This is a genomic window from Vibrio panuliri, from assembly GCF_009938205.1.
Lineage (GTDB): Bacteria > Pseudomonadota > Gammaproteobacteria > Enterobacterales > Vibrionaceae > Vibrio > Vibrio panuliri.
Map to the genome: position 1 here is coordinate 1,032,379 of NZ_AP019654.1, position 16,127 is coordinate 1,048,505.

Genomic DNA, 16,127 nt, shown 5'->3' on the forward strand with positions numbered 1-16,127 from the left:
AGAAGGGTGATAAACACCCTTCTTAAATCGATTATTCTTCGATAGTAGTGCCAGTGATAACCACGTCTTCTAGTGGTACATCTTGGTGCATGCCGTAAGAGCCAGTGCTCACACCTTTGATTTTTTCAACGATGTCCATGCCTTCTACTACTTCACCGAATACACAGTAACCCCAACCATCTAGGCTTTCGCTGCGGAAGTCTAGGAAAGTGTTGTTGTTCACGTTGATGAAGAACTGAGAGCTAGCAGAGTGCGGCTCCATAGTACGAGCCATAGCAAGCGTGCCTACTTTGTTGCTTAGACCGTTGTTTGCTTCGTTCTTAATTGGTGCACGAGTTGCCTTCTCACGAAGACCTGACTCCATACCACCACCTTGAATCATGAAACCATCGATAACACGGTGGAATAGCGTGTTGTCGTAGAAACCATCACGGCAGTACTGTAGGAAGTTTGCACTTGTTTCCGGTGCTTTTTCTTCATTTAGCTGAATTTTGATATCACCAAAATTAGTGTGAAGGGTGATCATGATTATATCCTTAACCTTTGTTTTTGATTTGAGCTTGAGATTCTAACTTAACTTTTCCGACATTAATACGCGAAAAGCAGTGAATCAGACTTGAGTATAGGTGTTAATGATGGCTTTTTGAGCGATTGAGGGATTACTTAAAACAGGATGACTTGATATACTAGGTAACCATTTTATTTCACTCAAATAAGCATAGAGATCATGTTAAAGATATATAACACACTCACAAGACAGAAAGAGGAATTCAAACCAATCAATGCTGGCAAAGTTGGCATGTATGTCTGTGGGGTAACCATTTATGATCTCTGTCATATTGGTCACGGTCGCACTTTCGTTTCTTTCGATGTTGTGTCTCGTTACCTACGCTACTTGGGTTACGATTTAACATTTGTACGTAATATCACTGATATTGACGACAAAATCATCAAGCGTGCAAACGAAAACAACGAGAGTTGCGATTCTTTGACAGAGCGTTTGATCGGCGAAATGTACACCGATTTTGATGCGCTGAACATCAAGCGCCCAGACGTTGAGCCACGCGCGACACAGTTTATTCAAGAGATCATTGAACTGGTTGAAACCTTAATTCAACGTGGTTTTGCTTACGTTGCAGATAACGGCGACGTGATGTTTGAAGTTGGCAAGTTTGATGAATACGGCAAACTGTCTAAGCAAGATCTTGAGCAGCTACAAGCTGGCGCTCGTGTTGATATTGAAACGGCAAAACGCAGCCCGCTAGACTTCGTTCTATGGAAAATGTCTAAACCAGGCGAACCAACTTGGGAATCGCCATGGGGCCCAGGTCGTCCAGGTTGGCACATTGAGTGTTCAGCAATGAACTCATCAATCCTTGGTAACCACTTTGATATTCACGGTGGCGGTTCAGATCTTCAGTTCCCACACCATGAAAACGAAATTGCTCAGTCTTGCTGTGCGCATGATACCCAGTATGTAAATACTTGGATGCATAGCGGCATGGTGATGGTTGATAAAGAAAAAATGTCTAAGTCATTAGGCAACTTCTTCACGATTCGCGATGTATTGGGTCACTACGATGCTGAAACTGTTCGCTACTTCCTAATGTCTGGTCACTACCGCAGCCAGCTAAACTACAGTGAAGAGAACCTCAACCAAGCACGTGCTTCATTAGAGCGTCTATACACGTCACTACGTGGTCTTGACTTGTCAGTAGCGCCAGCAGGTGGCGAAGAGTACGTAACTCGCTTTACTGAAGCGATGAACGATGACTTCAATACACCAGAAGCTTACTCAGTGTTGTTTGATATGGCGCGTGAGATCAACCGTCTTAAGACAGAAAACCAAGAGCAAGCAAGTGCACTTGGCGCATTAATGCGTGAGTTGGCCGATGTGATCGGTATTCTTCATCAAGACCCAGAAGCTTTCCTAAAAGGCGATGCAGGCAGTGATGATGAAGTGGCTGAAATTGAAGCATTAATCAAGCTACGTAACGATTCTCGTGCAGCGAAAGATTGGGCCAATGCAGATATGGCGCGCGACAAGCTAAATGAGATGGGTATTGAGCTAGAGGATGGTGCGGAAGGTACAACCTGGCGCCGCAAATAGCATCGACGTCCTTCTTGAAGTTGTAGTCATGATGCCTGCAGCGTCAATGAAGGAACAGATAAACGAATTTTTAGGGCTGAACTGTCAGCCCTTTTTTTTACCAAATTTAGAATTTAACAGGAATATTTCTGTGGCACAGATGTACTTCTATTACTCAGCGATGAACGCTGGGAAATCAACCACGCTTCTACAATCGTCATTTAACTATCAAGAGCGTGGTATGAACCCACTGATCTTTACCGCTGCTTTAGATAACCGTTATGGCGTTGGTAAAGTGAGTTCTCGAATCGGTCTACAATCTGAAGCGCACTTATTCCAAGCTGAGACGGACTTATTTAAAACCATCGCCGAGCTTAATGAACAAGAGAAACGTCACTGTATTTTAATTGATGAATGCCAGTTTTTGTCGAAAGAACAGGTTTATCAACTCACTGAAGTGGTAGATAAATTACATATTCCAGTACTTTGCTACGGTTTGCGTACTGACTTTTTAGGTGAGTTGTTTGAAGGCAGTAAATACCTACTATCGTGGGCAGATAAACTGGTTGAGCTGAAAACCATTTGTCACTGCGGTCGCAAAGCGAACATGGTTATTCGCACGGATGAGCATGGCAATGCGATTAAAGAAGGTGACCAAGTGGCGATTGGTGGCAACGACCGTTATGTGTCGGTTTGTCGTCAGCACTATAAAGAGGCGCTTGGTAAGTAATTGCCACGCCGTTTGAGTGTTAGTTTCAGTAGGCCTCATAACATTGCTAAGGTGTTTTGAGGCATGCAGCACTAAGCTGACAGGTACAAAAAACGGAGCACTTGGCTCCGTTTTTTGTTGTATTCGGTAATCTGAGATTAACGAGCACGGAAGACGATGCGGCCTTTTGATAGGTCGTATGGAGTCATCTCTACAGTTACTTTGTCACCAGTAAGAATACGGATGTAGTTCTTACGCATTTTACCAGAGATGTGAGCAGTAACTACGTGACCGTTTTCAAGCTCAACACGGAACATTGTGTTTGGAAGAGTATCAAGGACAGTGCCTTGCATCTCAATAACGTCTTCTTTAGCCATCTAATCCTCTTTAAATAAATGGGCGTTTTTATCAGGTATTCGAAGCTGATAAAAATGAATTAAGCAAAGTTGGGGCGTATTCTACCCTCGCCACGATTGATTTACTAGCCTTTGATGAGGATGAAAGCGGACTTTGTAGTTCATCGCTGGACATTCATCGATCTGATAGCCGAGATAAAGCCACTGTTTGCCTTGTTGTCGGCAGTATTCAATTTGCAACAAAACCCCAAGTGTACCAAGCGATAGTGGATGGTTAGGGTCAAAAAAGGTATAGAAAGCGCTGGCACTGTTGGAGAGCAGGTCAGTCACTGCAATACCAATTAGTCGCTGGTCTTCATAGAGGTGTAAATATTGGGTATTTAACCAATTACAGTGGCTAAACTGTTCAAAACTCTGGCGGTTTGGAGGGTACATTGTGCCGGAGTGATGGCGGGATTCAATATAACTGGCATAGAGTTCATACCAGTTTTCATCAAGATCTTCTTTTAGTTGCCAAGTAATCGCGCTGGCCTTGTTTAGCAGACGCTTTTGGCTACGTGAGGGCTGAAATTGATGAGCTGCGACTCGAATGGGTTCGCAAGCCTCACAAGCTTGGCATAGCGGTTTATAGATGGTGTCGCCACTACGGCGAAAACCATTTGCCAGCAATACTTCGTAGTTAGATGAGGTGTGTAGCGTGGGGTCGAGCGCCACCGCCACCCGCTCTTGCCGTCCCGGAAGGTAGCTACAAGGGTGGTTATCGGTTAAACCAATTCTAATGTGTTGTATATCAGAGCTCATTATTGCTCCTCGGCCTGTACTAACCACTGCGGTTGAAAGCACTGTTTATCAACCGCTTGCTGTCTTAAGGATAGCAGGCTTTTGATAAAGTCTTCACGTGGTAATTCAAATGCACCTAACGATTGGGTGTGATCATTAAGTACTTGGCAATCAATGAGCTTTCCACCGTATTGCTTAAAATGGTCGCAGAAATACCATAAGGCGATTTTCGATGCGTTACTTTGCAGGCTAAACATCGATTCCCCGCAAAACAGCTGACCAACCGACAGGCCATAAAGCCCACCTATAAGCTGGTTTTGTTGCCATACTTCTACAGAGTGGCAATGACCAAGTTGCGCCAGTTGTTTATAGGCATCACGCATTTCCTCGTTGATCCAAGTTTCTTCGGCACTTCGAAGCGCAGCACAGTGATCAATGACTTGGTCAAACGCTCGGTTAATACTGACCTGATATTGATGCTTACGCTGAAATTTTTTGACACTTCTGGCGGGTTTAAATGTCTTAGGATCAAACACCGCGCGTTGTGATGGACTCCACCATAAAATAGGTTCATCAGGTCCATACCAAGGGAATATGCCATTGTGGTAAGCTGTGACCAAACGTGCAGATGACAGATCTCCGCCAAAAGCCAGCAACCCATTTGGGTCGTCAAGTGCTTCAAATGGAGAAGGAAAGCTCAAATTGTTACTATCGAGTTCTGTCAGATATATAGCCATTAGAGGAGTCGAGTTATGTTGAAGAAGTGGGTATGGATATTATTGATTTTTCCTCTATTTGCCAATGCAGCATACCAACGGAATGTTGCCCGTCCAGTAAATGAGGTTGTGTTTGGGAAGGTCGATTCAGTTCGCTATCTTACCCAGCAAGATATTGTGAAGGCAGAAAGCAACGGTTGGGAAACCTTTTTGGGTGCGGTTGTCGGCGGTTTAATTGGTAATCAGTTCGGTGGCGGTACAGGCCGTGAAGTGGCAACTGCTGTCGGTGCCGTAGCAGGTGCGAGTATTGCGCGAAATCGAGCTAATCAGAGTTATCGTGTTGAATATCGTCTGGTTGAGTTGTTAATTCAAACCGAAGACAAACGCTTGATAAACGTGATTCAAGACGTCGATAGCAACATGATATTTCAGCGTGGGGATCGCGTTCGTATTTTGTACTTTAACGATGGTGTTAGGGTCGATAGGGAGTATTAGATTACCGCTTGAAAGTAAAACCAGATTAACTCTGGTTTTACTTGGGCTTTTTCGATAGTCTGAAACGACGAAGAATTTTTCATCGCTCTTATGGAAGTGAGCGAGCAAGGAATAGTAGTTTTTAATGGAAAGCCTTACGTTACAACCAATCAATAAAGTCGATGGTGAGGTTAACTTACCTGGGTCAAAAAGTGTCTCGAATCGCGCGCTGTTATTGGCCGCCTTAGCAAGAGGCACCACGCGTCTTACCAACCTTCTCGATAGTGACGATATCCGTCACATGCTTAATGCGCTTACTCAGCTGGGTGTCAATTACACCCTATCAGCAGACAAAACAGTTTGCGAAGTAGAAGGCTTAGGTGGGTCGTTCCATTCATCTCAAGCTCTAGAGCTGTTTTTGGGTAATGCTGGTACGGCAATGCGCCCATTGGCGGCTGCGCTTTGTCTTGGTGAAGGAGAGTTCGTCCTCACTGGTGAACCGCGCATGAAAGAGCGTCCAATTGGTCACTTGGTTGATGCGCTGCGTCAAGCCGGTGCTCAAATTGAGTACCTCGAGAATGACAACTACCCACCGCTGAAGATTCTAGGAACAGGGTTAAATGGAGGTACGGTAGAAATTGATGGCTCTATCTCCAGCCAATTTTTAACCGCGTTCTTGATGTCTGCCCCATTAGCAAAAGACGATGTGACAATCAAAATTGTGGGTGACTTAGTGTCTAAACCATATATCGATATCACTTTGCATATTATGGCGCAGTTTGGCGTTGAGGTAGAGAATCGTGATTATCAAGAATTTGTGATTCGAGCTGGTCAACAGTATGTATCTCCAGGCGATTTTCTTGTTGAGGGTGATGCGTCTTCTGCCTCGTACTTTTTAGCTGCTGCCGCAATTAAAGGAGGCGCTATCAAGGTCACAGGGATTGGCAAAAATAGTATCCAAGGTGATATTCAATTTGCTGATGCACTTGAAAAAATGGGCGCTGAAATCGAATGGGGTGATGATTACGTCATCTCTCGTGTGGGTGAGCTCAAAGCGGTTGATTTGGATTTTAACCATATCCCCGATGCTGCCATGACGATTGCGACTACCGCCTTGTTTGCTAAGGGTACGACTGCGATTCGCAATGTGTATAACTGGCGCGTTAAAGAGACGGACCGTTTGGCTGCGATGGCGACAGAGTTGCGTAAAGTGGGGGCTCAAGTTGAAGAGGGTCACGACTACATTATTGTGACACCGCCAGCTCAATTAACCCACGCTGCGATAGACACTTATGACGACCATCGTATGGCGATGTGTTTCTCTCTGGTTGCGTTGAGCGACACGCCAGTCACCATCAACGATCCGAAATGTACTTCAAAAACTTTCCCGGATTACTTTGAGAAGTTGGCATCGCTTAGCTGCTAAGCTCGAGAGAGTCGGGAATCTCAAAAATAATAAAGGCTGACATAGTGTCAGCCTTTTCTTTTAAGCGAAACAAAGCTTGGCTTTGCGTTCCCTTAGAAAGCAATTAGTTTTCTAAGGTAAATTCTTTTGAAAGCTGATGCGCTAAGTACTTAAACATGTTAAATACCGCGGTAGTTTTGCTAGTCGGTAGACCATTGTCGTCAAGGAAGTAGTTTCCTTTAAAAACCAGAACGTCGTCTTTTTCTTCTACACTATCAGCACGCATACCATCGATATAATCGTCATGCTCTTGAATGATTTGGTTGGCGATCAGGAGTAGGTCGAATGTGGAAATTACTTTTTTATCGCTCATTGAATTTACCTTACGCTTTGATTTAGGGCGAGATGGGGTGCGATTTTAAAGCGAAAAAAACGGAAATGCCAATGACTTGCCGCAATTAATCGACAACTCATATCGCTATCTTTTTGTAATAAAAGAAGGAAAATGTTTGTGACGGGCTACATAAATCTGTTTAATCCATTGGCGGAGATATTAGCCACGCGTTTAGTATGTGGCACTTCGAACATGGCACGTCCATGCACGATAGCTAAATTGTTCAACTCTATTTGGCTATCAAACCATTGCTCGATATAGTCTGCGCATTGAAGTAAAACGGTCTAAACCTTGTAGGGGCGAGATCGATGATTTGTCGAGCAGTCAAGATTGATTTTCAAAAAAGATATTGATCTTCTAGCAATCTCGCTCAATAGTAAAAAAAGAAGCAATGTTTTAGGTATGTTGTGCGATAAAATCGCATCAGTCATTAAAGGACACTAGAGTCAGTTATGGGTAAGTCACTCGTTATTGTGGAGTCGCCAGCCAAAGCGAAAACCATCAATAAATATCTCGGTAAGGACTTCATCGTAAAGTCTAGTGTGGGTCACGTGCGTGATCTACCAACGGCGGGTCAAAGCACCGGCCAGAAAGCGGCAGCGGTATCGACGAAAGGTTTAAGTGTCGAAGAGAAAGCGCGCATCAAACAAGAAAAAGATCGTAAATCGCTGATCAAAAAGATGGGTATTGACCCATACAACGGCTGGGAAGCAAATTATCAAGTGCTTCCGGGCAAAGAGAAAGTGGTTGCCGAACTACAGAAACTCGCGAAAGACGCAGACAGCGTTTATCTCGCAACCGACTTGGACCGCGAGGGAGAAGCCATCGCTTGGCACCTTCGTGAGATCATCGGTGGCGATGAAGAGCGATACAAACGTGTAGTGTTTAACGAAATTACTAAGAACGCGATTCAGCAAGCTTTCCAGAGTCCTGGCGAGCTAAGTATGGATGGCGTTAATGCGCAACAAGCACGCCGTTTCATGGACCGTGTTGTGGGCTTTATGGTCTCACCACTGTTGTGGAAAAAAGTGGCGCGTGGCTTGTCAGCGGGCCGTGTACAGTCGGTGGCAGTAAAACTACTGGTTGAACGTGAACGTGAAATTAAAGCGTTTGTTCCTGAAGAATTTTGGGATATTCACGCTGACACTAAGACACAAGATAAAACGGACTTCCGTCTGCAAGTGTCACAAAAAGATGGTGTAGCGTTTAAGCCTGTTAATCAAGCAGAAACCCAAGCGGCGATATCTGTTCTTGAGAATGCAGCGTACGAAGTATGTAAGCGTGAAGACCGCCCAACGTCGAGCAAACCGTCAGCACCATTTATCACCTCGACACTGCAGCAAGCTGCGAGTACGCGTCTTGGCTATGGTGTTAAAAAGACAATGATGTTAGCTCAGCGTTTGTATGAAGCGGGTTACATCACTTATATGCGTACCGACTCGACAAACTTGAGTGCGGAAGCGGTAGAGACAGTTCGTGGTTATATCACTAGCGAGTTTGGTGATGCCTACCTGCCAGCAAAAGCCAATGTTTACGGCAGCAAAGAAGGTGCTCAAGAGGCGCACGAAGCGATTCGTCCTTCTGACGTAACAGTGAAGGCAGATGACTTACAAGGTATGGAAGCTGATGCGCATAAGCTTTACGCGCTGATCTGGAATCAATTTGTCGCGTGTCAAATGACACCAGCGCAATATGACTCAACCACAGTCAGTGTGAAAGCGGCAGAGTTCACGCTTAAAGCGAAAGGTCGTATTCTCAAGTTTGATGGTTGGACTCGCGTTCAGCGTCCATTGGGCAAAAACGAAGACCAAATTCTGCCTGCGGTGCAAGTTGGCGATAAAATTGAACTACAACAGCTTGATCCTAAACAGCACTTCACTAAGCCGCCAGCGCGCTTTACCGAAGCTGCACTAGTAAAAGAGCTTGAGAAGCGTGGTATTGGTCGTCCATCGACTTACGCATCGATCATCTCAACGATTCAAGACCGCGGCTACGTAAAAGTTGAGCAGCGTCGTTTCTACGCTGAGAAGATGGGTGAGATCGTGACTGACCGTCTCGATGGCAGTTTCCATGAGTTGATGAACTACGAGTTCACTTCACGTATGGAAGAGAAGCTTGACCAAATCGCTGAAGGTGATGCGAACTGGAAATCTGTGCTGGATAACTTCTTTAACGACTTCTCAGGCGATTTAGAGAAAGCGGAGCAAGATGAAGATCAAGGTGGTATGAAACCAAATCATATCGTCTACACGGATATTGAGTGTCCTACCTGTTCTCGTCCTATGGGTATTCGTACCGCGTCAACGGGCGTGTTCCTTGGGTGTTCAGGTTACGCACTGCCGCCAAAAGAGCGTTGTAAGACCACGATTAACCTCGGTGACGAGGAAGGCATCATCAATGTTCTAGAGGAAGACGTAGAAACCGCAGCATTGCGTGCTAAGAAACGTTGTCCTATCTGTGAAACAGCGATGGATGCATACCTGATCGACGATAAGCGCAAACTGCACGTATGTGGTAACAACCCGAACTGTGAAGGTTATGTGGTTGAGTTTGGTGAATACAAAGTCAAAGGTTATGACGGCCCAGTTGTTGAATGTGACAAGTGTGGCAGTGACATGGTGCTGAAAAACGGTCGTTTTGGTAAGTACATGGATTGCACCAGCGAAACATGTAAGAACACGCGTAAGATCTTAAAGAATGGCGAAGTTGCGCCACCGAAAGAAGATCCTGTGCACTTGCCAGAGTTGCCTTGTGAAAACTCAGACGCTTACTTTGTATTGCGTGACGGTGCATCAGGTCTATTCTTAGCGGCGAGTACCTTCCCTAAATCGCGTGAAACACGTGCACCGTTAGTGGAAGAACTAAAACGCTTTAAAGACCGTATTTCGGCTAAGTTCCATTACTTAACCGAAGCGCCAGAGAAAGATCCAGACGGTCTACCATTGGTGGTACGTTTTAGCCGTAAGTCGAAAGAGAACTATGTTCGCTCTGAAATCGACGGCAAACCATCGGGCTATACTGCACTATATATCGATGGAAAATGGGAAATTACCGACAAGCGTAAAAAGAAATAGCGCTTGAAGTCGTGAACAAAAGCAGCGAGTGATCGCTGCTTTTTTTATGCCTAAATTTTGCTTCAGCAAACGGTCTGATAATCAAGAGGGGCGTTTGTTAAAAAGTCACAAAACTGACATGCAGATTTGGTACGGTTTTAATGTCGTTTTTACGAGGAAAGTCATGCTTCGGTAATATGATTGTTATCGGTTTGTATATGGGTTTGGCTTTAATGTGAGCTAGATCGGGTGCTTGTGACGTAACTTGTGAGGATTCGACAGTATGCAATATTTAAAATTGTAATCTGTATTAGATCCGATAATTTATAACCAATGGCTTGCACATAATAATGGACGTAGTCCAAATAACAACGCGCTATGCCTACCTAGGGAAAAAGGTGCCAGCAATTGGCACCAATTGATAAAAATATAATATGGAGAATAACCAATGGCTGGTGTTTTAGGTATGATCCTTGCTGGTGGAGAGGGCTCGAGACTGCGTCCACTTACTGAGTCTCGTAGTAAACCTTCTGTTCCTTTCGGGGGGAGTTATCGCCTAATTGATTTTGCGCTTAACAACTTTGTCAACGCTGACTTGATGCGTATTTACGTTCTCACTCAGTTTAAGTCGCAATCTTTGTTCCATCACCTTAAGAAAGGTTGGAACATCAACGGCATTACTGATCGTTTTATTGATCCTATTCCAGCACAAATGCGCACTGGCAAGCGCTGGTATGAGGGGACCGCTGATGCTATCTATCAAAACTTACGTTTTATGGAGTTAGCAGAGCCTGATCAAGTATGTATCTTTGGTTCAGACCATATCTATAAAATGGATATTAAGCAGATGCTTGATTTCCACAAAGAACATGAAGCCGCATTAACGGTTTCGGCACTTCGCATGCCACTTTCTCAAGCCTCACAATTTGGGGTGATTGAAGTGGACAGTGAAGGGCGCATGATTGGTTTTGAAGAAAAACCACTTAACCCTAAATCTATCCCAGGTGATCCAGAGCATGCTCTTGTTTCAATGGGTAACTACGTTTTTGAAGCTCAGACGCTATTTGCTGAGTTGATCGAAGATGCCGATAACCCAGAATCCTCACATGATTTTGGCAAAGACATCATTCCTAAAATGTTCCCTCGTGGTGATGTCTTTGTTTATGACTTTAGCCGTAATCAAATCACGGGTGAAAAAGAAGAGGTTTATTGGCGTGATGTAGGCACCATTGGTGCTTATTGGGAAGCGCACATGGACCTGTTGCGAAAAGACGCACCATTCTCACTGTATAACCGCAAGTGGCCATTACACACCTACTATCCACCGCTACCACCAGCAACTTTTACTGACTCTGATAATGGACGAGTGCAGATTATTGATAGCTTAGTGTGTAACGGCAGCCTAGTTCGCGGTTCGAGAATTGAAAAATCGGTGCTTGGTTTCCGCAGCAATATCGCATCAACCTGCGACATCAGTGAAAGCATCTTATTAGGAGATGTGAAAGTCGGAGAAGGTTGTGTGTTACGCCGAGTGATCATCGATAAAGATGTAGAAATTGCAGCGGGCACTCAGATTGGTGTGAACCTAAAAGAAGATCGCAAACTGTTCCACGTTTCGGAAGAAGGCATTGTGGTGATTCCAAAAGGAGCACGCGTTGGGTACTGATCGTTTATCCATTCTGTTTGTCGCATCAGAAGTTGAAGGATTGATCAAAAGTGGGGGCTTAGCGGATGTCGCTAAGGCCCTGCCTCAAGCTCTTGACTCGATGGGACAAGATGTCAGAGTAACCTTACCGGGTTATCGTAAAATTAAAGCCTTGCAAGATGCTGACATCGTATTGGAGACTCAATTAGAGCATTGGCCTCATACACCGTATCGAGTACGTCAACTTGCGGTAGGTGAGGTCAAAGTATACGCGATTGAGTGCGACCAATATTTTGCACGAGAGGAAATGTATTCGGAGTACAACCAAGCCTATGCTGACAATGGAGAGCGCTTTGCATTCTTCAGTGCAGCCTGTCTAGATATGTTGCCGAAGCTGAATTTTCAACCGGATATCATTCATGCCAATGACTGGCATACCGGGTTTGTTCCCTACCTGCTCAAGCATCGCTATGCCGAGCATCCATACTTTGCTCGCACTCGAAGTGTTATCTCCATTCACAACGCGGTGTTTAAAGGGGTGTTTAGTTACGAAGAGTTACCGAACCTCGCAGAGATGCAAGGGCACTACGCCCCCGATGCAGCGGTAAGTCCAACCCATATCACGATGCTCAAAGCGGGCGTGATGACTGCTGACAAGATCAATGCCGTGAGTCCTACCTATGCGGATGAACTCAAAACCGAGTTGGGTAGCCATGGTATGGCAAAAGAGTTTCGTGCCAGAGAGCATGACTTAGTCGGCATTCTTAATGGGTGCGATTACAGTGATTGGAACCCAGCAACTGATGGCTTTATACCGACCCAGTATCACGCAGAGCTCAGTAGCATGCAGGCAGGGAAACTGGCGTGTAAACGTGAGTTACAAAAGCGTGTTAAGCTGCCTGAGAGCGAGGCTGCCGTGTTTGGTATGGTTTGCCGTTTGACCAATCAGAAAGGTGTGCACTATTTGCTGCCAATCCTCGAGCGTTTTCTTAAGCTTGACGCTCAGCTGGTGATTGTTGGGACGGGGGATCCGATCTTGGCAACGCAGCTGGCGGAGATCGCGGCGCATCACAGTGACAAGTTCGCTTTCGTTGAAGCATACAGCAACGAGCTTGCCCACTTAGTCGAAGCCGGTTCGGATTTCTTCTTGATGCCGTCAGAGTTTGAGCCGTGTGGCTTAAACCAAATCTACAGTATGGCTTATGGTACCTTACCAATAGTGCGTGCGGTGGGGGGATTAAAAGACAGCGTGGTGGATTACGATTCCGATCCGGACAATGCGACTGGATTTGCGTTTATCCATCCAGAGCCGATTGAACTGCTGAGCGTGATGCAACGCGCTTTACTGTTTTATCTACAGCAACGTGATGAGATGACAAAAGTACAGCTCTTTGCGATGCAAAAACAGTTTTGTTGGAAGCGAGCAGCAGACGAGTATTTGGCTCTGTATCGCAGCGCACTTTCCTAACCTAAGCCGCGGCAATAAAGTTAACAGAACTCTGATAAAAGACATCATTTGATGTCTTTTTTTACACTTTTCTCGTCTCAACTTCATATAAAATGATATAAGCTCAATGGAGCTTCACATAACTTATGGTAGGCTTCTGCCCTCTTAGCACTATCAATTATAACTATTCGCATAAATGAGTAATGCCTTGCTGTTTCATAAAACCTATCTGCATCCAACAAGTAATGAATGGGTAGTCTTTATCCATGGTGCGGGCGGGAGTTCATCTATTTGGTTTAAGCAGATCAAAGCGTACAAGCAACATTTCAACCTAGTGCTGATTGATTTACGAGGCCACGGTAAGTCAAACCAGTTACTAAAAGAGATCATGACCAGTCGTTACACGTTTAAAGCAGTAACACTGGATATCCTGCAAGTGCTTGACCACCTCAAAATACAATCTGCCCATTTTGTCGGCTTGTCTCTCGGTACGATTATCGTGCATAACCTAGCAGAACTGGCGACCGACCGCGTGAAATCGATGGTGCTTGGTGGGGCTGTCACACGTCTTAATACGCGTTCACAATTCTTGGTTAAAGTGGGCAATATCTTTAAACATATTGTGCCTTACATGTGGTTGTACAGCTTGTTTGCGTACATAGTTATGCCACAACGAGCGCAAAAGCAGTCGCGGCATCTCTTTATCCGTGAGGCGAAAAAGCTCTGTCAGCAAGAGTTCAAAAGATGGTTTATATTGGCATCTGATGTGAACCCGCTAATGCGTTATTTTAATCAAAAAGAGTTGCCGATCCCGACTTTGTATTTGATGGGCGATCAGGACTACATGTTTATCAAGCCAGTGAAAGAGATCGTTGCTCTACAGCACCAAAGTCAGTTACTAGAGATAGCGGATTGTGGTCATGTGTGTAATATCGAAAAACCCGAAGAGTTTAATCAGCATTCGATCCGCTTTATTCAGCAACAGATCCGCTAATGGATCGCGACGCCACATTGCCAACACAGTGCAAATTGTCCTTCATTAAGCTCCCCACACTCAGTGCAGCGCCAAGCCTGTTGTGAGTGTGGTTGTTCAAACTGCTCAATCAGTTCAATCGCTATCTCTTTTTTAGCTAGGTCGAGTAACCAAACATGAGGGGCGCTCGCTTCTCCAAACGGCACTTCACCTTGCAATCCAAAAATGCCTTCTCCTCGCACTTCGCATTGTATGTTGTGGGAGCGTAAAAGCTCACACACAATGTGAGCTTGAGGTGGATTCACGGCACTGAATATTTTCATCAATAACCTCGATTATACTTGGCTGTGAGATTCTGGCTGGCGTCGAAGTTTAGCCATTACCCATTTGGCAATAATTGGGAATAAGCCGAGTAGGGCAAAAGAGACCAAAACAGATGGGGATACAATGCCCGACAAGCTGTCGATTTGAGCTAGTTGAGTACCAGCATTGAGATAAACGGCAGTGCCCGGCAACATACCTAATTGGCTAACCAGATAAAAACGTGCCGTCGTGATAGGAGTTAGCCCCATCAGTAGGTTAATCAAAAAGAACGGAAAGACCGGAATTAAGCGTAAGGAGAAGAGATAGAATGCCCCATCTTTTTCTACGCCTTGATTGATCGCAGAGAGTTTGTCGCCAAATTTGCTTTGTACCCAATCACGCAGTAAGAAGCGGCTGCTGAGGAAGGCGAGTGTTGCGCCCAGCGTGCTAGCAAATGATACCAGTAGTAAACTGGTCCAAAAACCAAACAGGGCGGCACCAAGTAGCGTGACGACGGCTGCTCCGGGAATCGAAAAGGCGGTTATCGCGACATAAGCGGAGAAGTAGATGATGGCGGCAAGTACGAAATTCTGCGCAATAAACTCACCAAGAGCCGCTTGCTGAGCTTTCGCATTTTCCAACGTGAGTTGATCACCAAATTGTGAAATTAACACCGCGATTAGGGCGATCAGTGCTATCCCTATCAATAATTTTTTGTTCATCTTCGCTCTCCTTTCCCTTTTTTGCGTCCGCTTATTCTTAGTTTAGCTGTTGGGGGAATCTTGTCTCTGTTGGTAGATAAGAACCTTAAAGTGAAGAAAAACTTTCATAAAAAAAGCCAGCGAAATTCGCTGGCTAGTGTTTATTGAAGTCGAGAGAGTAGCTCATCTCTGCGCTCTTGGGGTACCACTGACCAGTGTGTCCCTTTAATTGCGCCTTCAAGAGACCACAACAGCTCTAGGCTAACATCACTAGAGTGAGTTTCGCGAATCGCTTTATAAGCCTCTACAGAGCCCGCTTGCTGCAATTGCTCAACATTATCGATACCGGCTTTCTTCAGCATTCGCTCAGTCGCTAAGCGAAGGTTCGGTAAATCTTTAATGCGAGTTGGTTTTGTTTCAGCTTGCGCTGATTTCTCAACTTGAGCTTGTGCGTGTGCTTCACGTGCAATCTCAAGCGTTTTGGTGCTATTACTGTACAAATCTTCACTCAGAGCGAAGTATTTAGTGACAACAGGAAACCCACGTTTGTGGTACACGTACGGCTCGAATCCTTGTTGTTTAAACTGCTTGGCGAGAATGCTGTCTGCTCGAATATGAAGCTTATTATTTACAACTAACGCAAACATAGTTTCGTCTGCAAAAATCCCAAACCCACCAAACATAGAGCGAGATTTAATACGACCTAGCGGCTCAAAGAGCCTCATCGAGTCTTTAAGAATTGGTTTGTCCATTCAGTACTTTCTCGGTGTATGTGTATGTCAATACGCCACCAAATCAGGTCCGAAAGATTAGCAGTTATGCAGGAAATAGGAGAATAATCCGTTAACGCGCGCATTTCTACCATCGGCAACCCCGCTACCATACGTCTTATGCTGTGCATAAAAGTTTAGGCCGGAAGCTTTGCGTCCCATCTTTTCAGAATGGTTTGCCCTGTGCGTGACTTAATTTGCCTTGCTAAAGATTAAATACTTCTGTTTCAAAGTATCACCATACTATGAAAGAATTGTGATCTTAATGCAAGAATTAAGTTGGGTAGGAGTCACAATAGCCGACTAATCTCA

Annotated in this window: 16 protein-coding genes and 1 riboswitch; of the genes, 8 read left to right on the top strand and 8 right to left on the bottom strand. The window is 45.0% G+C overall.

The window, feature by feature from the left end; all coding sequences use genetic code 11:
• Positions 1 to 31 precede the first annotated feature (31 nt).
• On the bottom strand, positions 32 to 526 hold the full coding sequence (locus tag GZK95_RS04720; RefSeq protein ID WP_075709116.1) for a peptidylprolyl isomerase: 495 nt from the start codon (positions 524 to 526) through the stop codon (positions 32 to 34).
• Positions 527 to 727: 201 nt separating this feature from the next.
• On the opposite strand from GZK95_RS04720, the gene cysS reads away from it, so the two are divergent.
• Complete coding sequence (gene cysS / locus GZK95_RS04725; protein ID WP_075709117.1) at positions 728 to 2,110, top strand: cysteine--tRNA ligase; 1,383 nt, start codon at positions 728 to 730, stop codon at positions 2,108 to 2,110.
• Positions 2,111 to 2,240: 130 nt separating this feature from the next.
• Positions 2,241 to 2,819: a thymidine kinase gene (locus GZK95_RS04730; RefSeq protein WP_075709118.1), complete on the top strand. Its 579-nt coding sequence runs from the start codon at positions 2,241 to 2,243 to the stop codon at positions 2,817 to 2,819.
• A gap of 137 nt (positions 2,820 to 2,956) precedes the next feature.
• On the opposite strand, the gene infA is transcribed toward GZK95_RS04730, so the two are convergent.
• From infA to aat, 3 genes are all read right to left on the bottom strand, one after another.
• Positions 2,957 to 3,175, bottom strand: a complete 219-nt coding sequence (gene infA, locus GZK95_RS04735) for a translation initiation factor IF-1 (RefSeq protein WP_001040192.1) — start codon at positions 3,173 to 3,175, stop codon at positions 2,957 to 2,959.
• Positions 3,176 to 3,256: 81 nt separating this feature from the next.
• Positions 3,257 to 3,955 (bottom strand): arginyltransferase, encoded by a 699-nt coding sequence (locus GZK95_RS04740; RefSeq protein WP_075714067.1) that lies wholly within the window; start codon positions 3,953 to 3,955, stop codon positions 3,257 to 3,259.
• On the bottom strand, positions 3,955 to 4,671 hold the full coding sequence (gene aat, locus GZK95_RS04745; RefSeq protein ID WP_075714065.1) for a leucyl/phenylalanyl-tRNA--protein transferase: 717 nt from the start codon (positions 4,669 to 4,671) through the stop codon (positions 3,955 to 3,957). The genes GZK95_RS04740 and aat overlap by 1 nt, the downstream gene beginning before the upstream one ends.
• 15 nt (positions 4,672 to 4,686) lie before the next feature.
• Between aat and GZK95_RS04750 the strand changes: the two genes are divergently transcribed.
• Both GZK95_RS04750 and aroA read left to right on the top strand, forming a co-directional pair.
• Complete coding sequence (locus tag GZK95_RS04750) at positions 4,687 to 5,145, top strand: outer membrane lipoprotein (protein WP_083626149.1); 459 nt, start codon at positions 4,687 to 4,689, stop codon at positions 5,143 to 5,145.
• 124 nt (positions 5,146 to 5,269) lie between these two features.
• Positions 5,270 to 6,550: a 3-phosphoshikimate 1-carboxyvinyltransferase gene (aroA, locus tag GZK95_RS04755; RefSeq protein ID WP_075714063.1), complete on the top strand. Its 1,281-nt coding sequence runs from the start codon at positions 5,270 to 5,272 to the stop codon at positions 6,548 to 6,550.
• Positions 6,551 to 6,653: 103 nt separating this feature from the next.
• Here aroA and GZK95_RS04760 read toward each other — a convergent pair whose 3' ends face one another.
• Entirely contained in the window at positions 6,654 to 6,902 is a 249-nt protein-coding gene (locus GZK95_RS04760; protein ID WP_075709122.1) for a YciN family protein, read from the bottom strand.
• Between the two features lie 473 nt (positions 6,903 to 7,375).
• Here GZK95_RS04760 and topA point away from each other — a divergent pair, with 473 nt between their 5' ends.
• From topA to GZK95_RS04780, 4 genes are all read left to right on the top strand, one after another.
• On the top strand, positions 7,376 to 9,997 hold the full coding sequence (topA, locus tag GZK95_RS04765) for a type I DNA topoisomerase (protein WP_075709123.1): 2,622 nt from the start codon (positions 7,376 to 7,378) through the stop codon (positions 9,995 to 9,997).
• A 427-nt stretch (positions 9,998 to 10,424) separates the two neighbouring features.
• Positions 10,425 to 11,642: a glucose-1-phosphate adenylyltransferase gene (glgC, locus tag GZK95_RS04770; RefSeq protein ID WP_075709124.1), complete on the top strand. Its 1,218-nt coding sequence runs from the start codon at positions 10,425 to 10,427 to the stop codon at positions 11,640 to 11,642.
• The gene (glgA, locus tag GZK95_RS04775) at positions 11,632 to 13,089 is read left to right on the top strand and encodes a glycogen synthase GlgA (RefSeq protein WP_075714061.1); all 1,458 of its coding nucleotides are present in this window, start codon (positions 11,632 to 11,634) and stop codon (positions 13,087 to 13,089) included. The genes glgC and glgA overlap by 11 nt, the downstream gene beginning before the upstream one ends.
• Positions 13,090 to 13,264: 175 nt before the next feature.
• Positions 13,265 to 14,062, top strand: a complete 798-nt coding sequence (locus GZK95_RS04780) for an alpha/beta fold hydrolase (protein ID WP_075709126.1) — start codon at positions 13,265 to 13,267, stop codon at positions 14,060 to 14,062.
• On the opposite strand, the gene GZK95_RS04785 is transcribed toward GZK95_RS04780, so the two are convergent.
• The 3 genes from GZK95_RS04785 to GZK95_RS04795 all read right to left on the bottom strand — a co-directional run bounded on the left by GZK95_RS04785 (position 14,059) and on the right by GZK95_RS04795 (position 15,797).
• Positions 14,059 to 14,364, bottom strand: coding sequence for a DUF7577 domain-containing protein (locus GZK95_RS04785; RefSeq protein ID WP_075709127.1), 306 nt, complete (start codon positions 14,362 to 14,364; stop codon positions 14,059 to 14,061). The genes GZK95_RS04780 and GZK95_RS04785 overlap by 4 nt on opposite strands.
• 12 nt (positions 14,365 to 14,376) lie before the next feature.
• On the bottom strand, positions 14,377 to 15,066 hold the full coding sequence (locus GZK95_RS04790; RefSeq protein WP_075714060.1) for a TVP38/TMEM64 family protein: 690 nt from the start codon (positions 15,064 to 15,066) through the stop codon (positions 14,377 to 14,379).
• A 140-nt stretch (positions 15,067 to 15,206) separates the two neighbouring features.
• Positions 15,207 to 15,797 carry a TfoX/Sxy family DNA transformation protein gene (locus tag GZK95_RS04795; protein WP_075709129.1) on the bottom strand — a complete coding sequence of 197 codons (591 nt, stop codon included), beginning with the start codon at positions 15,795 to 15,797 and terminating at the stop codon, positions 15,207 to 15,209.
• Between the two features lie 111 nt (positions 15,798 to 15,908).
• A riboswitch (cyclic di-GMP riboswitch) is annotated at positions 15,909 to 16,006 on the bottom strand.
• Positions 16,007 to 16,127: the final 121 nt, after the last annotated feature.